This window comes from Halomonas sp. I1 (genome assembly GCF_032334135.1).
Taxonomy (GTDB): Bacteria; Pseudomonadota; Gammaproteobacteria; order Pseudomonadales; family Halomonadaceae; genus Halomonas.
Genome location: NZ_JAVXUS010000002.1, coordinates 220231 through 234812 on the forward strand (window position 1 = coordinate 220231; position 14582 = coordinate 234812).

Genomic DNA, 14582 nt, shown 5'->3' on the forward strand with positions numbered 1-14582 from the left:
CCATCGCGCCCCGTTTTCTCAGCGCTCTCATCGACGACGACGCTTGGCAAGCGCCGTGGCAGGCGCCGCCAGCGGATCCTCCGGCCAGGGGTGCTTGGGGTAGCGGCCGCGCATTTCCTTGCGCACCTCGGGATAACCGTTGGCCCAGAAGCTGGCCAGATCCTCGGTCACCTGCAGGGGACGCCTCGCCGGCGACAGCAGGTGCAGACGCGGCGCGACCCGGCCGTCCACCAGTCGCGGAGCCCGTTGCCAGCCGAACACTTCCTGCAGTTTCACCGCCAGTACCGGCGTCTCGCCGCGATAATCCAGGCGAACCCGCGAGCCGCTGGGCACCTCGAGATGGCTGGGGGCCAACGCGTCCAGCCGGGAGCGCAGCGTCCAGTCGAGACGATCCAGTAGTATCCGTCTCAGGGGCAGGCGTTCCACCTCATCGAGCCGCTTGATGCCGTCCAGATAGGGCCCGAGCCAGGTGCCCAGCGTCGCCAGCAGGGCCTCGTCGGACCAGTCCGGCCAAGCCTCGCCGAGATGACGGCGCAATAGCGCCACCCGGCCGCGCAGTTGTTCCGTTTCGTCATCGAACGGCAGCTCGGCGCGACGGACCAGGGCCTCCAGCAAGGCGTGACGTACCGCCTCCGGCGACTTGTCATGCAGCGGACCGCGCTCGAGCACCACCGCCCCCAGGCCGCGCCGACGCTCGCCGACGAGTTCACCCCGTTGATCGGACCACTCCAGGTGGTCTTGCCATCGATTCGCCTCGGGATACAAGGCCTCGAGACCGGCCAGGGAGAGTTCGGCGGCACGGAAGATGCGACCACCGCCCCGCTCGCCGTCGAGCTCGGCCGCGACCAGCAGGTCGGCATGGGCCAGCGGATGGGATGCCGGCAAGTGCGCCCGCCCCCCTGATGCCAGCTGGAAACGTCCGACCTCGATACGCTGGGCGATCCGCTCCGGCCAAGCCAGGGCCAGGAGCTCACCGAGCGGCGCCATGTCCGGCATCGAGAGACGTACCCCGGCTATCGTGGCCAGCTGTTCGGCATCCCGTCGCCAGCGGCGATACTCGCCGGGAGAGGCGAAGCGACGCCGCAGAGCCTCGCCAAGATCTCGCTCGCCATCGGCATCGCCCCCCTCGAGCAGCGGCACCAGCCCGCACGCCAGGACACGCGCCTCGAGTCGCCCGGCCCTTTCCAGCATCACCGCCATTCGCGGATGTACCGGCCAGCGCGTGCAGTTGCTCCCGAAGCGGGTCAGGCGGTGTTCATCGTCCAGAACCCCGAGCCGCACCAGACCCTCGTGTCCTGCGGCCAGCGCAGCCGGTGCCGGTGGCGTCACCCAGGTCAGCGCCTCCGTTTCGGTGATGCCCCAGCGCGCCAGCTCGAAGGCCAGCGGCATCAGATCGCTCTGGCGAATCTCCGGCTCACGATCCGGTGGCAAGGGTTGCGCTTCCGACCACAGGCGATAACAGACACCCGGCGCCTGGCGACCGGCACGCCCCCGGCGCTGGTCGGCACTGGCACGATTGACCCGGCGCGTCTCGAGTCGCGTAAGGCCGGTACGCGCTTGATAGACCGGCAGCCGCTCGCGGCCGGCGTCGATGACCTGGCGCACGCCATCGACGGTCACACTGGATTCGGCGATCGCCGTGGCCAGCACCACCCGGCGGCGCCCCTCGGTATCCGGCACCAAAGCCTGACGCTGAGCCGCCAGCGGCATTCGGCCATGCAACTCATGGACGACGACCGCCGACGACAGTCGCTCGACGAGCCGTCGTCCCAATCGTCGAATCTCGGCGACCCCCGGCAGGATCACCAGGACATCACCGTCCTCGCTGGCCAATGCTTCCTCGACGACCATCGCCTGATGACGGTCCGCTTCGGCACGAGCGCCGGCGGGCCGATAGTGCGTCGTTACCGGGTACTGTCGCCCAGGACAGTCGATCAGCGGCGTCTCGGCACCCAGGGCCGCGGCAAGCGACTCGACATCGAGCGTCGCCGACATCACCAGCAGTCGCAGGTCATCGCGCACGGTCCGGGCATCCAGCGTCAGGGCTAACCCCAGGTCCGCATCGAGGCTTCGCTCGTGAAATTCGTCGAAGATAATGCCGGCTATGCCATCCAGAAGCGGATCTTCTTGCAACATGCGCGTCAGAACGCCCTGGGTGACCACCTCGAGCCGCGTCCGATCGCTCACCCGCGTCTCGCCGCGCATCCGTACACCGACCGTCTCCCCGACCGGCTCGGACAGCGTCTCGGCCAGGCGAGATGCCGCCAGGCGGGCGGCGACACGGCGTGGTTCGAGCAGCAATAAACGCTGGCCTCGACACCATTCGGCGTCGAGCAAGGCCAGCGGTACTCGCGTGGTCTTGCCGGCCCCCGGCTCGGCCACCAGCATGGCGCAGGCGTGCTCATTCAACGCCGCGAGAATCGCCTCGAGCCGCGCTTCGATGGGCAGTAAAGGCGTGTCGGCGCCATGATGCGTCGTTTTCGCCATCTTCGTATCCTCGGCCGCTCTCATCCGTACGTTCCTGTCTCCATCCCGCCCCCCTCCGACTTGCCAAGTCGCGCCAGCGGCTCTAGGCTTGCCCTTCGGCACCTTGACCAAAAGGTCAGGAAATGACAATTTGACATTCCGCCCACAACAACAAACAGGGTTCAATGGTATGCAACAGACCACCACCCGCCCCGTCGGGGGCTCGCGCTCGGCCGTATCCCAACAGGAGGACCTGCCTTCCCTCGATCGCTGGTTCGGCGTCAGCCGACGCGGCTCCAGCCTCAAGACTGAAATACTCGCCGGCATCGCCACTTTCCTGGCCGGCATGTACATCATCGTGGTCAATCCGGCGATCCTCTCCGATGCCGGTATCCCCTTCGCCTCCGCGCTTTCGGCGACGGTGCTGATCAGCTTCATGAGCAGCCTGGCCATGGGCCTCTATGCACGCAACCCGATCCTGGTGGCACCCGGCATGGGCATGAATGCGCTTTTCACCTATACGCTGGTGATGGGCGCCGGCCTGTCATGGGAAGTGGCACTGGGCTGCGTGTTCTGGTCCGGGGTGCTGTTCGCCACCCTCGCGCTGTTCAACGTCCGCCGAGCGGTCATCGAGGCCATCCCGCTGTCGCTGCGTTATGCCATCACCTGCGGCATCGGCCTGTTCATCACCTTCATCGGTCTCAAGAACGCCGGCTTCATCGTCGGCAGCGATGCCACCCTGGTATCGCTGGGCACCATCGATGCCAGCCTGGTCACCTTCTTTCTCGGCCTGGTGGCCACGGCAATCTTCGTGATCCTGCGCTTCAACGGCGCCTTGATCATGGGCATCGCCCTGACCACACTGCTGGCCGCGCCCATGGGCCGGGTCTGGGGCGAAGAGGTGATGGTGGCCTGGAACGGCCTGGCCGCCTGGCCCGATTTCGGCGCCGTCATGCAGGTCGATATCATCGGCGCGTTGAAGGTCGCCTACCTGCCCTTCATCTTCGTGATGCTGTTCACCAACTTCTTCGACGCCCTGTCCTGCTTCATGGCGCTCTCCGAGTCCGCCGACCTCAAGGATGAAGAAGGCAATCCGCGCAACCTCAAGCGCTCGATGACCGTGGATGCCTTCGCCTCGATGATCGCGGCACCGCTTGGCACCAGCGCCGCCCAGACCTTCATCGAATCCGGCGCCGGGGTCGCCCAGGGTGGACGCACCGGTCTGGTGGCGGTGGTCATCGCGATCCTCTTCCTGCCCTTCCTGTTCCTCTCGCCGTTGCTGTCGCTGGTACCCAGCATCGCCACCGCCCCGGCGCTGGTCCTGGTCGGGCTGTTCATGATGGCGCCGATCAGCAAGATCGACTGGAGCCATTTCGACCAGGCCTTCCCGGCCTTCCTGGCGATCATCCTGATGCCATTGACCTACTCGATCACCCTGGGCATCGCCTTCGGCTTCATGAGCTTCGTGCTGATCAAGGCACTGACCGGCAAGGTGCGGGAAATCAAGCCGGCCATGTGGGTCACGGCAGCCCTGGCCGTATTGATGCTGCTGACCACCCAGTAAACGAGGAAACCATCTGACGAAGAGGGGGTTTACAAAAGTCACGAGCGACGGCCAGGGCTAGGCCCGCTCCCGGCGGGCCAACGCATTTCCCACATCCATGTGGGTCACAAGGCGAAATTCGGCGAGAATGCGGAGTTTAGCTGCACTAAATGAGCACTTCGAGCCGGATTTCAACGCTGTATGGTCGAGCGCAGTAATTTGTAAACACCCTCTAAGTGACGGGCTCGGGGTGACGCACCCCACAGCCCTTCAGCACCACCCGGGTCAGAAAACGTGTGATGTCCTCGAGATCGTCGTCGCCCAGTGCCTCGCGACCGGTAATGCCCAGCACCTGGGCTTCGAAATCCGCATAGTGCTGGGTGGACGACCAGATCAAGAAGATCAGCCAGACCGGATCGACCGGGTCCATCAGGCCCCGGTCGGCCCACTCTCGAAACACCGCCGCACGACTCTGCACCCACTCGCGCAATTCGCCACGCAGGTACTCCTGCAGGAAGGGCGCACCGCCGAGAATTTCGCTGGCAAACAACCGCGAACCTTCCGGGTGACGCCGCGACATCTGCATCTTGGAGCGAATGAAGGCGGAGAGCACCTCGGCGGGATCGTCCTGGGCCGAGATGTCATCGAGCATCGCGTTCCAGCGCGCCATCATGCGTTCCAGCAGGCGCACGTAAAGCTTGCGCTTGCTACCCATGTAATAGAGGACATTGGACTTGGGCAGATCGGCCTGTTCGGCGATTTCCTGCAGGCTGGCACCGCGATAACCGTGCCGCGCGAAGACGCGCTCCGCCGCCGCCAGGATAGCCCTCTCGTTGCGCTGGCGGATCGCGCCGCCCTCTTGTTCGCTGTACTGCATTGCCTTGGCCATGGCCCCTCATCAGCTCGACGACAGGTTTAGGAAGCACGGCACAAATGCCTGTGCGGGAAAATCGCTACGTTACGCGGTGCTCAGAATCCTCACCTATACCGCATCGGCTCCGGTTCTTGCGCTCCGGGCGCCTTGCGTGACCCACACGGAAGTGGGAAATGCGATGGCCCGTCGGGAACGGGCCTAGCCTTTGCTCCGCTCGCCGATTCGTTCAGCGCTTCCTTGGGGCCATGAGCTTGCCTGACAGCCGCCGTACAGGCAATTCGCCCAGGGTGGAAAACAGCGCGGGCACTGCTGGCTCCGGCGAGAGACCTCGGCCACCAACGATCATCACAAAAAATCCCGGCAAAAACTTGCCAAAGCTGACCACATGGTCAAGAATTGAGGTATCATCTTTACACGGCCTGGGAAAGTCGTGCTTTCCCGATACGCTTTTCCACTACGCTTTTCCGAAACAACGACGACAAACGGAGCCGGCCATGATCGACTTCTACCTGAATGGCGAGCGACGTCGCTGCAGTGACGTACCCGCCGACACCAGCCTGCTCGAGCTGCTGCGCGTGCACCTCGGACGGACCGGGACCAAGGAAGGCTGTGCCTCCGGCGACTGCGGCGCCTGCACCGTGGCCATCGGCGAGCCGGACGCCCTGGGCGAGCTGGCCTATCGCAACGCCAATGCCTGCATCCTGCCCGCCCATCAGATCGATGGCTGTCACCTGGTCACTGTGGAAGGTCTGGCCCGAGGTGACGAGCTGCATCCGGCCCAGGCCGCCATGGTCGATCACCATGGCAGCCAGTGCGGATTCTGCACGCCAGGCATCGTGATGTCGCTGTTCACCCTTCATGAACAGCAACGCCGTACGCCCGCTCCTCTGACCCAGGAGCGTCTCGAGGCGGCACTGGGCGGCAATTTGTGTCGCTGCACCGGCTACCGCCCGATCCGCGATGCCGCGCTCAGCATGGGCGACTACCCGGATGTCCGCCCCGCCTGGGCCGATGAACCGCACCTGAGCAGCAATGTCGCCTGGCTGCGTCGCCCCGACGGCGGCGAGCCGGCCACCGCCGGACACTACGTCGCCCCCCAGGACATCACTGCCCTGCGCGACCTCAAGCGTCGACGCCCCAAGGCACGCCTGGTGGCCGGCGGCACCGACCTGTGGCTGGAAACCACACAACAGCTCAAGCCCTTTGACGACATCATCGATGTTCGCCAGGTGGCCGAGCTCACCAGCATCGACGAGACGCAGGACGGCTGGTGGATCGGCGCGGCGGTGACGCTTTCCGACATGACGCCGCTGCTCGCCGAGCACTATCCGGCCTTCGAGCACCTGATGCACCGTTTCGCCTCGTCGCAGATCCGCAACCGCGGCACCCTGGGCGGCAACATCGCCAACGCCTCGCCGATCGGCGACACCCCGCCGGTAATGCTGGCCCTGGATGCCCGGCTGCGCCTGGACGGCCCCGATGGCGCCCGCGAGCTGCCGCTGTCGGAGTTCTTCCTCGACTACCGCAAGACGGCCCTGGGCGAGAACGAGTTCATCGCCGCCATCTTCCTGCCTCGCCCGACACCGGCACAGCAACTCAAGGTGTGGAAGCTGTCCAAGCGTCGGGAGGACGATATCTCGGCGGTACTCGCCGCCTTCGCCTGGCGGCTGGAAGGTGGCGTGATGCGTGATGTCCGCCTGGGCTTCGGTGGCATGGCCGCCATCCCGAAGCGCGCTACCGAGACCGAGGCCGCCCTGGAAGGGTGCACGCCCGACCCCGCCGTCTTCGCCGCTGCCCGCGCGGTGCTGGGCGAGGAATTGACGCCGATGAGCGATGTGCGGGGTAGTGCCGAATACCGCCGTACCGCCGCCGGCAACATGCTCGAACGCCTGCGCCTGATGATCGAGGCCGACAGGCCCGCCGCCGAGGCGACGCCGAACCACGACATCGACAACAACGATTCTGCGACCAAGGTGACTCTCGATGCGTACGCTCACTAGGCTTTCCCCCTCCCCCGACACCACCGAGCGCCAGGGATCGGCCGGCGCGGCCCGCGCTCACGAGAGCGCCGTCAAGCACGTGACCGGGCGCGCCGCCTATATCGATGACCAACCGGCGCCGGCCGACACCCTGCATGTCGCGCTCGGACTCTCGCCGGTGGCCCATGGCTGGCTCAACCGTCTGGACCTGGAAAAGGTACGGTCTGCCCCCGGTGTGGTCGATGTCATCACCCTGGCGGACGTCCCCGGTCATACCGACATTGGTCCGGTATTTCCGGGCGACCCGATCTTCGCCGGCGACGAGATCAGTTATGTCGGCCAATGCCTGTTCGCGGTCGCCGCCGAAAGCCACAAGGCGGCGCGACTGGCCGTCAAGGAAGCCGTGGTCGAGATCGACGAACGCCCGGCCTGTCTCGATCCGGTGGCGGCCACCGAGCGCGAGGAATTCGTGCGGCCCACTCATGTCCAGGAACGCGGCGATTGGCAGAACGCCCTCGAGGAAGCCCCCCACCAACTCGAAGGCGAGCAGTTCGTCGGCGGCCAGGAGCACTTCTATCTCGAGGGGCAGGCCTGCCTGGTGGTGCCCAGCGAGGACGAAGGCGTGATGGTCTACACCTCCAACCAGCACCCCAGCGAGACGCAGAAGCTGGTTGCCGAGGTCCTCGATATCCCCTTCCATGCCGTCACCATGGAGATGCGCCGCATGGGCGGTGGTTTTGGCGGCAAGGAAACGCAGGCTTCGCCCTGGGCCTGCATCGCCGCCATCATCGCCCGACGCACCGGCCGGGCCGCCAAGCTGCGTCTGCCCCGCGCCGAGGACACCCGCGCCACCGGCAAGCGCCATCCCTTCAACAACCGCTATCGTCTCGGCTTCGACGACCGCGGTGTGCTGGCCGGCGGCGAGATCACCGTCATCGGCGACTGCGGCTATTCGCCGGACCTCTCCGACGCCGTGGTCGACCGCGCCATGTTCCATTCCGACAACGCCTACTCCCTGGGCAACGCTCGGGTCACGGGCCACCGGGCGCGGACCAACACCGCCTCGAACACCGCTTTCCGAGGCTTCGGCGGCCCTCAGGGCATGATGATCATCGAGCAGGCCATGGACGACATCGCCCGCCATCTCGGCGAGGACCCGCTGACCATCCGCAAGCGCAACCTCTATCGCGCCGAGGATGCGAACGGGACGCCCCGCGATACCACGCACTATGGGCAGCGGGTCGAGCAACTCAGCCTGCTGCACGACATCGTCGCCCAGCTCGAGACGAGCAGCGACTACTGGCAGCGACGCCGGGAAATCACCGCCTTCAACGCGGCCAGCCCGATCATCAAGAAGGGCCTGGCACTGACCCCGGTGAAATTCGGCATCTCCTTCACCGTGCAGCATCTCAACCAGGCCGGCGCTCTGCTGCTCGTCTACACCGACGGCAGTGTGATGATCAACCACGGCGGCACCGAGATGGGCCAGGGCCTGCACACCAAGGTCTGCCAGGTCGTGGCCCGGGAACTGGGGCTCGATCTGGAACGTGTGCGCATCAGCGCGACGCGTACCGACAAGGTGCCCAACACCTCGCCCACCGCCGCCTCCAGCGGCGCCGACCTCAATGGCCAGGCGGCCCGGGACGCGGCGAGCAAGCTGCGCGAGCGGTTGTTCGATTTCGCTGCCGAGCATTTCGACCAGGACAATGGCGGACTCGACCGGGAAGCCATGCGTCTGGAAGACGGCCATCTGGTGGCGGGCATCGGCGAGAGTGAACAGCGCATCCCCTGGGGCGAGCTGGTCCAGGCCGCCTACATGGGGCGCGTCTCGCTCTCCGAGAAGGGCTTCTACGCCACGCCGCTGATCCACTATGACCGTGCCAGCGGCCGCGGCCGCCCCTTCTACTACTTCGCCCATGGCGCCGCCGTGGCCGAAGTCGAGGTCGACACCCTGTCCGGCGAGTATCGACTGAGCCGCGCCGACATCCTGCACGACGTCGGTGACTCCCTGAATCCGGCCATCGATATTGGTCAGGTCGAGGGCGCCTTCATCCAGGGCATGGGCTGGTTGACCAGCGAGGAGCTCAAGTGGAACGACGCCGGACGACTGGTTTCCGACGGTCCCTCCACCTACAAGATCCCGGCCTTCGGCGACCTGCCGCCGACCTTCAACGTCGAGCTGCTGCAGGGACACCCCAACTCCCAGGCCAGCATCTATCGCTCCAAGGCAGTGGGCGAACCGCCCTTCATGCTCGGCATCTCGGTCTGGTCGGCGCTGCGCGACGCCCTGGCCAGCCTGGTCGACTATCGCGAGTGCCCGGCGCTGGACACCCCGGCCACGCCGGAGCGTGTGCTGATGGTCGCCGAAGCCCTGCGACGGCAGCGCGCCGAGGACGCCACCATGCCCAGGAGATCCGATCATGCCCCGGCATGACACCACGGCGGCGGGGGCCTGGCACGGGGCCCTCGATCGACTGCAGCGACAGGCACGGCCCCACGCCCTGGCCAGCGTGGTGGGCACGGCAGGGTCCACGCCCCGGGAGCCCGGCACCAAGATGGTGATCACCCCCGAAGCCGTCCACGACACCCTCGGCGGCGGCAGCTTCGAGTATCAGGTGATCGAGGTTGCCCGCGCCGCTCTCGCCGCCGGCGAGAGCGGCAGCCATCTCGAGGCGTTCCCGCTGGGCGGCCGCTCCGGTCAGTGCTGCGGCGGCTATGTCCATGTGCTGATCGAAGTCTTCACCGGCGCCGAGATGACGGTAGCGTTGTTCGGCGCCGGGCATGTGGGCCAGGCGCTGGTCGAGGTACTCGCCCCGCTACCCTGGCGTCTGCTGTGGTTCGACAGCCGAGACGAGGCCTTCCCGGCCGACGTCGAGTCACGGGAGCGCCTGAGTTGTCGGCGCATCACCGTCGGCGCCGAGGGCGTCGACGTTGCCGGCGCCGTGGACTCGCTGCCCGCGGGTTGCCATGCCCTGGTGATGACCCATGATCACGCCGAGGATCGCGCCCTGGTCGACGCCCTGTTGCGGCGCGGCGACTGCGCCTCGCTCGGTCTGATCGGCTCGGCCTCCAAGTGGGCGAGTTTTCGCCGACGACTCGGCGATGCCGGCCACGACGCCTCGGCCCTGGACACCGTGCGCTGCCCGATCGGCGTGCCCGGCGCCAAGGGCAAGCGGCCTTACGAGATCGCCCTGGCGACCGCCGCCGAATTGCTCACGCTCAAGCCGGACACCCAGCGACCGGACCGGCTCGGCGTGGCCCCCGAGACCCTGCGAGACGCTTTTACACCGTCACACGACTGAACCGCTTTCTCAGACAAGACACCGTAGATGAGCTTTCCCGGCGACAAGCCTTCGCGAGGGCGCTGTGAACCCTTCCCTGGGCGCTACATCCGCCATCCATGGCGGATGACCCTCGCTCCGCCTTATCCCCGGCGCTCATTTCGCTCGATGCATGACTCGGTACACCGACGCCGACTGGAGAGTTCTATGACCGCCCCCCGACCCGCCATGCGCGTCCTGCGCGGCCCCCTGCTGAGTTTCGACGCCGATCCCGGCGATGGCGACACCCCCGCCTCCGGCAGCGTGCGCTATCTCGAGGATGGCGCCCTCTGGCTGGAAGACGGCCGCATCCGGGCCGTCGCCGACTACACCGAGCTGGCCGACAATCTGCCTGCCGGCATCGAGGTCGTCGACTACCGCGGCAAGCTGATGATGCCAGGTTTCATCGACACTCATGTGCACTATGTCCAGCTCGACATCATGGCCTCCTACGGACGGCAGCTGCTCGACTGGCTCAACGAATACACCTTTCCGGAAGAATGCCGCTTCGCCGAACGCGCCCACGCCGAGACCGTCGCCGACGCCTTTCTCGATGAATCGCTGCGGGTCGGTACCACCACCGCCCAGGTGTTCTGCACCTCACACCCCGGCTCCGTCGATGCCTTTTTCCACGCCGCCCGTCGACGTGGCCTGCGCATGCTGGCCGGCAAGGTGCTCATGGACCGCCATGCCCCGGATGGCCTGCTCGACGACACCCTCGGCGGCCTCGCCGACAGCGAGCGCCTGATCGCCGACTGGCACGGCCGGGACCGGCTGGGGTATACCCTGACGCCGCGCTTCGCCCCGACCTCCACCCGCGAGCAGCTCGATGCCACCGGAGCGGTGTTGAGAAACGCCTCGGACCTCCATCTGCAGACTCACCTCTCGGAGAATCTCGGCGAGATCGATTGGGTCGCCGAGCTCTTCCCCGAATGCGAGGACTACCTGGGCGTCTACGAACGCTTCGGGCTGGTCGGGCCGCGCAGCACCTTCGCCCACGGCATCCATCTCACCCAACCGATGCGCCATCGGCTGGCCGATGCCGGGGCCAATATCGCCTTCTGCCCCACGTCCAACCTCTTTCTCGGCAGCGGACTTTTCGACCGTCAGGCCTGCCAGGAAGCCGGCCTGGCCACCAGCCTGGCCAGCGATGTGGGGGGCGGCACCGACCTCTCGGGACTCGGCACGCTCAAGGCCGCCTATCAGGTCGGCCAGTTGCTCGATCAGCCCCTGACCGCCTGGCAGGGCTTCTACCGATTGACCCTGGGCAACGCCCGCGCCCTGCACCTGGACGAGCACATCGGCCGGCTGCGCGAAGGAGGAGAAGCCGACATCGTGGTGCTCGACCCTGAAGCCACCCCGCTGCTCGCGAGGCGTACCGCTCGTTGCCGGACGCTCGCCGAGCGTCTCTTCGCCCTGATGATGCTGGGCGACGACCGCACCGTTCACGCCACCTGGGCCAACGGTGAATGCGTGCATCGTCGCGACATCGACCACCCGGCTGCCGCGGTAGCCAGCTGACCCGCCTCCAGGCCTGGCGCCACCCGGCATATCGGGTGGCGCCCCTGCAAGACGTGAGTCGCATCGACCCTTGTGTCATTTCTATGACATGGTAACCATTGCCATGTCGACGCAAGGGAACCGCATTGACCACCCCCGTCTTTCTCGCCGTTCTGGCCAGCGCATTGATGCATGCCAGCTGGAATGCACTCGTCAAGGTCGGTCTCGACCGCCTGCTGAGCATCTCGTTGATTCAGGTCGGTTGCGCCATCTTCGCCCTGGTGGGCGTGGCCTTCGTGCCGCTTCCCCACGCCGATGCCTGGCCCTGGCTTGCGGCCTCGGTGATCCTGCATATCGGCTACAACGTCTTCCTTGCCCGTGCCTATCGCGTCGGCGACCTGGGCCAGATATACCCCATCGCGCGAGGCTGTGCCCCGCTGCTGGTCACCCTGATCGGCATCGGTCTGCTCAGCGACCATCCGTCCTCGCTGGGCTATGCCGGCATCGGTTTGCTGGTGCTGGGTATTCTCTGCATGGCCTTCCCCGGCGGCGGGCAACGTCATCGACTCGAGCATGCGTCGCTGATCAATGCCCTGATGACATCAATGTTCATCGCCGGCTATACCCTGACCGACGGTAGCGGCGCACGGGCCAACGGCGATGCCCTCGGCTACGTCATCTGGCTGTTCCTGCTCAACGGTTTCGCCATGCTGCTGGTGCTGGTCGCCCTGAACGGCACCCGGGCGCTACCACAACTCGGACGCCACTGGCGGATCGGCCTGATGGGGGGCGCCCTCTCGCTGGGCGCCTATGGCGTCACCATCTGGGCCATGACCATGGCACCAATCGCCCTGGTGGCCGCGTTGCGCGAGACCAGCGTCCTGTTCGCCATCGCCATCGGCGTGATCTGGCTCAAGGAGCCATTGCGGCGGGAACGCCTGCTGGCCGGCGGACTGATCCTGGCCGGCGTGGCACTGACCCACTGGGGATGAAGGTGTCGGCGCGATGCGATGAAGGGTCAGGGCGCGCGTCAGGACAGCCCCTCGATCTCGCCGGCCTCGTCCAGCCGCATGTCGACACTGGCCGGACGCCGCGGCATGCCCGGCATGCGCATGATGCTCCCGCATACCACCACCACGAAACCGGCCCCGGCGGCCAGCTCGGCCTCGCGGATCGGCAGCACATGTCCCTGGACCAGACCACGTGATGCGGGATCGGCGTCGAAGCTGTACTGGGTCTTGGCAATGCACACCGGCAGGTGGCCATAGCCCAGCGTCTCGTATTCCTCGAGCTGGCGCTTTGCCCGCTCCTCGAGACGAATGTCCGCGGCACCGTAAAGCCGAGTGGCGATGGTCCGCACCTTGTCCACCAGGCTGGCGTCGTCGCCGTAGGTCAGCGTCGGTTCGGGCGTCGGCGCATCGAGCAAGGCCGCCACTCGCTCGGCCAGCACCTCGCTGCCGGCGGAGCCGTCCCGCCAGTGGCTGCTCAGCGTCACCTCCACGCCCATTGCGTCGCAGGCCTCGTGCAATGCGTCGTACTCTTCGGTCGCATCCTGGTCGAACTGGTTGACCGCCACCAGCAGCGGCACGCCGAAGCCACGCAGGTTCTCGACGTGACGAGCCAGATTGGCGGTGCCACGGCGCACCGCCTCCGGGTCGGGTCGACCCAGCGCTTCCTTGTCGACACCGCCGTGCATCTTGAGAGCCCGCAGGGTGGCCACCACCACCACGGCACTGGGTGCCAGGCCGGCCTGCCGACACTTGATGTTGAAGAACTTCTCGGCCCCCAGGTCGGCGCCGAAACCGGCCTCGGTCACCACCACGTCGGCCAGGGCCAGCGCCGACCGAGTGGCCATCACCGAGTTGCAGCCGTGGGCGATGTTGGCGAAAGGGCCCCCATGGACGAAGGCCGGGTTGTGTTCGAGGGTCTGGACCAGGTTGGGCGCCAGCGCCTGGCGAAGCAGCGCCGCCATGGCGCCGTCGGCCTTGAGATCGCGCGCCAGGACCGGCGCTCCGTCACGGGTCCGTGCCACCACGATCTCGCCGAGGCGCCGTTGCAGGTCATCGAGATCCCGAGCCAGACAGAGAATCGCCATGATCTCGGAGGCCGCGGTGATGTCGAAGCCGTCGCTGCGCGGAACCCCCTGCCCGCCCTGGCCGACGGTCAGATGGCGCAGCGCTCGATCGTTCATGTCCATCGCCCGCTTCCAGGTGATGCGCTCGGGGTCGAGGTTCAGTTCGTTGTCCCAGTGGAGATGGTTGTCGATCAAGGCGGCCAGCAGGTTGTGGGCACAGGTGATGGCGTGAAAATCGCCGGTGAAGTGCAGGTTGATGTCCTCCATGGGGATCACCTGGGACCGGCCGCCGCCGGCGGCACCGCCCTTCATCCCGAAGCAGGGACCCAGCGAGGGCTCGCGCAGGCAGATGGCAGCGCGATGACCGAGCCGGTTCAGGCCGTCACCGAGTCCGACGGTAGCGGTGGTCTTGCCTTCCCCGGCGGGCGTCGGGGTGATGGACGTGACCAGCACCAGCTTGCCCTGTGGGCGATCGGCCAGTGCGTCGGTGAAGGCATGGGGCAGCTTGGCCTTGGCGTGACCGTAGGGCAGCAGGTCCGAAGGCGAGATGCCGAGCCGCGCGGCCACTTCAGTGATGGGGCGTGGCGTCACCGCCCGGGCGATGACGCTGTCAGGCGAACCGGGAGGCGGCCAGTCGGGAGCGGGCGTCGCCTCCAGCGACAGCGACTCCTGCGCCAAGGGTTCGTCGTCGTGCCACGGCATGTAATCGGTCATCTCGCCCCCTTGCGAAGCGCCACCCGGTGACGTCATCGTCCTGAATCCGGATCTTCAGAGGCAGCGTGGAACGCTTCTGGCGAGAGGGGCATTCCCATTGCGACGCCGGCAT

Annotated in this window: 9 protein-coding genes; 6 read left to right on the plus strand and 3 right to left on the minus strand. The window is 66.7% G+C overall.

Going from position 1 to position 14582, the window contains the following annotated elements; translation table 11 throughout:
• Positions 1-27: 27 nt before the first annotated feature.
• Complete coding sequence (gene hrpB / locus RSO41_RS04085; RefSeq protein ID WP_315617795.1) at positions 28-2487, minus strand: ATP-dependent helicase HrpB; 2460 nt, start codon at positions 2485-2487, stop codon at positions 28-30.
• A gap of 169 nt (positions 2488-2656) precedes the next feature.
• Here hrpB and RSO41_RS04090 point away from each other — a divergent pair, with 169 nt between their 5' ends.
• Positions 2657-4030 (plus strand): NCS2 family permease, encoded by a 1374-nt coding sequence (locus RSO41_RS04090; RefSeq protein ID WP_315617796.1) that lies wholly within the window; start codon positions 2657-2659, stop codon positions 4028-4030.
• 211 nt (positions 4031-4241) lie between these two features.
• Here RSO41_RS04090 and RSO41_RS04095 read toward each other — a convergent pair whose 3' ends face one another.
• Positions 4242-4898, minus strand: a complete 657-nt coding sequence (locus RSO41_RS04095) for a TetR/AcrR family transcriptional regulator (protein WP_275287783.1) — start codon at positions 4896-4898, stop codon at positions 4242-4244.
• Between the two features lie 479 nt (positions 4899-5377).
• Between RSO41_RS04095 and xdhA the strand changes: the two genes are divergently transcribed.
• The 5 genes from xdhA (at position 5378) to RSO41_RS04120 (ending at position 12674) form a co-directional block, all read left to right on the plus strand.
• On the plus strand, positions 5378-6883 hold the full coding sequence (xdhA, locus tag RSO41_RS04100) for a xanthine dehydrogenase small subunit (RefSeq protein WP_315617797.1): 1506 nt from the start codon (positions 5378-5380) through the stop codon (positions 6881-6883).
• Positions 6867-9296 carry a xanthine dehydrogenase molybdopterin binding subunit gene (gene xdhB / locus RSO41_RS04105; protein WP_315617798.1) on the plus strand — a complete coding sequence of 810 codons (2430 nt, stop codon included), beginning with the start codon at positions 6867-6869 and terminating at the stop codon, positions 9294-9296. Before xdhA ends, xdhB begins: the two co-directional genes overlap by 17 nt.
• Entirely contained in the window at positions 9283-10164 is an 882-nt protein-coding gene (gene xdhC, locus RSO41_RS04110) for a xanthine dehydrogenase accessory protein XdhC (RefSeq protein WP_315617799.1), read from the plus strand. The genes xdhB and xdhC overlap by 14 nt, the downstream gene beginning before the upstream one ends.
• 186 nt (positions 10165-10350) lie before the next feature.
• The gene (gene guaD / locus RSO41_RS04115) at positions 10351-11703 is read left to right on the plus strand and encodes a guanine deaminase (protein WP_315617800.1); all 1353 of its coding nucleotides are present in this window, start codon (positions 10351-10353) and stop codon (positions 11701-11703) included.
• 125 nt (positions 11704-11828) lie between these two features.
• Complete coding sequence (locus RSO41_RS04120; protein WP_315617801.1) at positions 11829-12674, plus strand: EamA family transporter; 846 nt, start codon at positions 11829-11831, stop codon at positions 12672-12674.
• Positions 12675-12712: 38 nt separating this feature from the next.
• Here RSO41_RS04120 and RSO41_RS04125 read toward each other — a convergent pair whose 3' ends face one another.
• On the minus strand, positions 12713-14470 hold the full coding sequence (locus RSO41_RS04125) for a formate--tetrahydrofolate ligase (protein ID WP_315617802.1): 1758 nt from the start codon (positions 14468-14470) through the stop codon (positions 12713-12715).
• Positions 14471-14582: the final 112 nt, after the last annotated feature.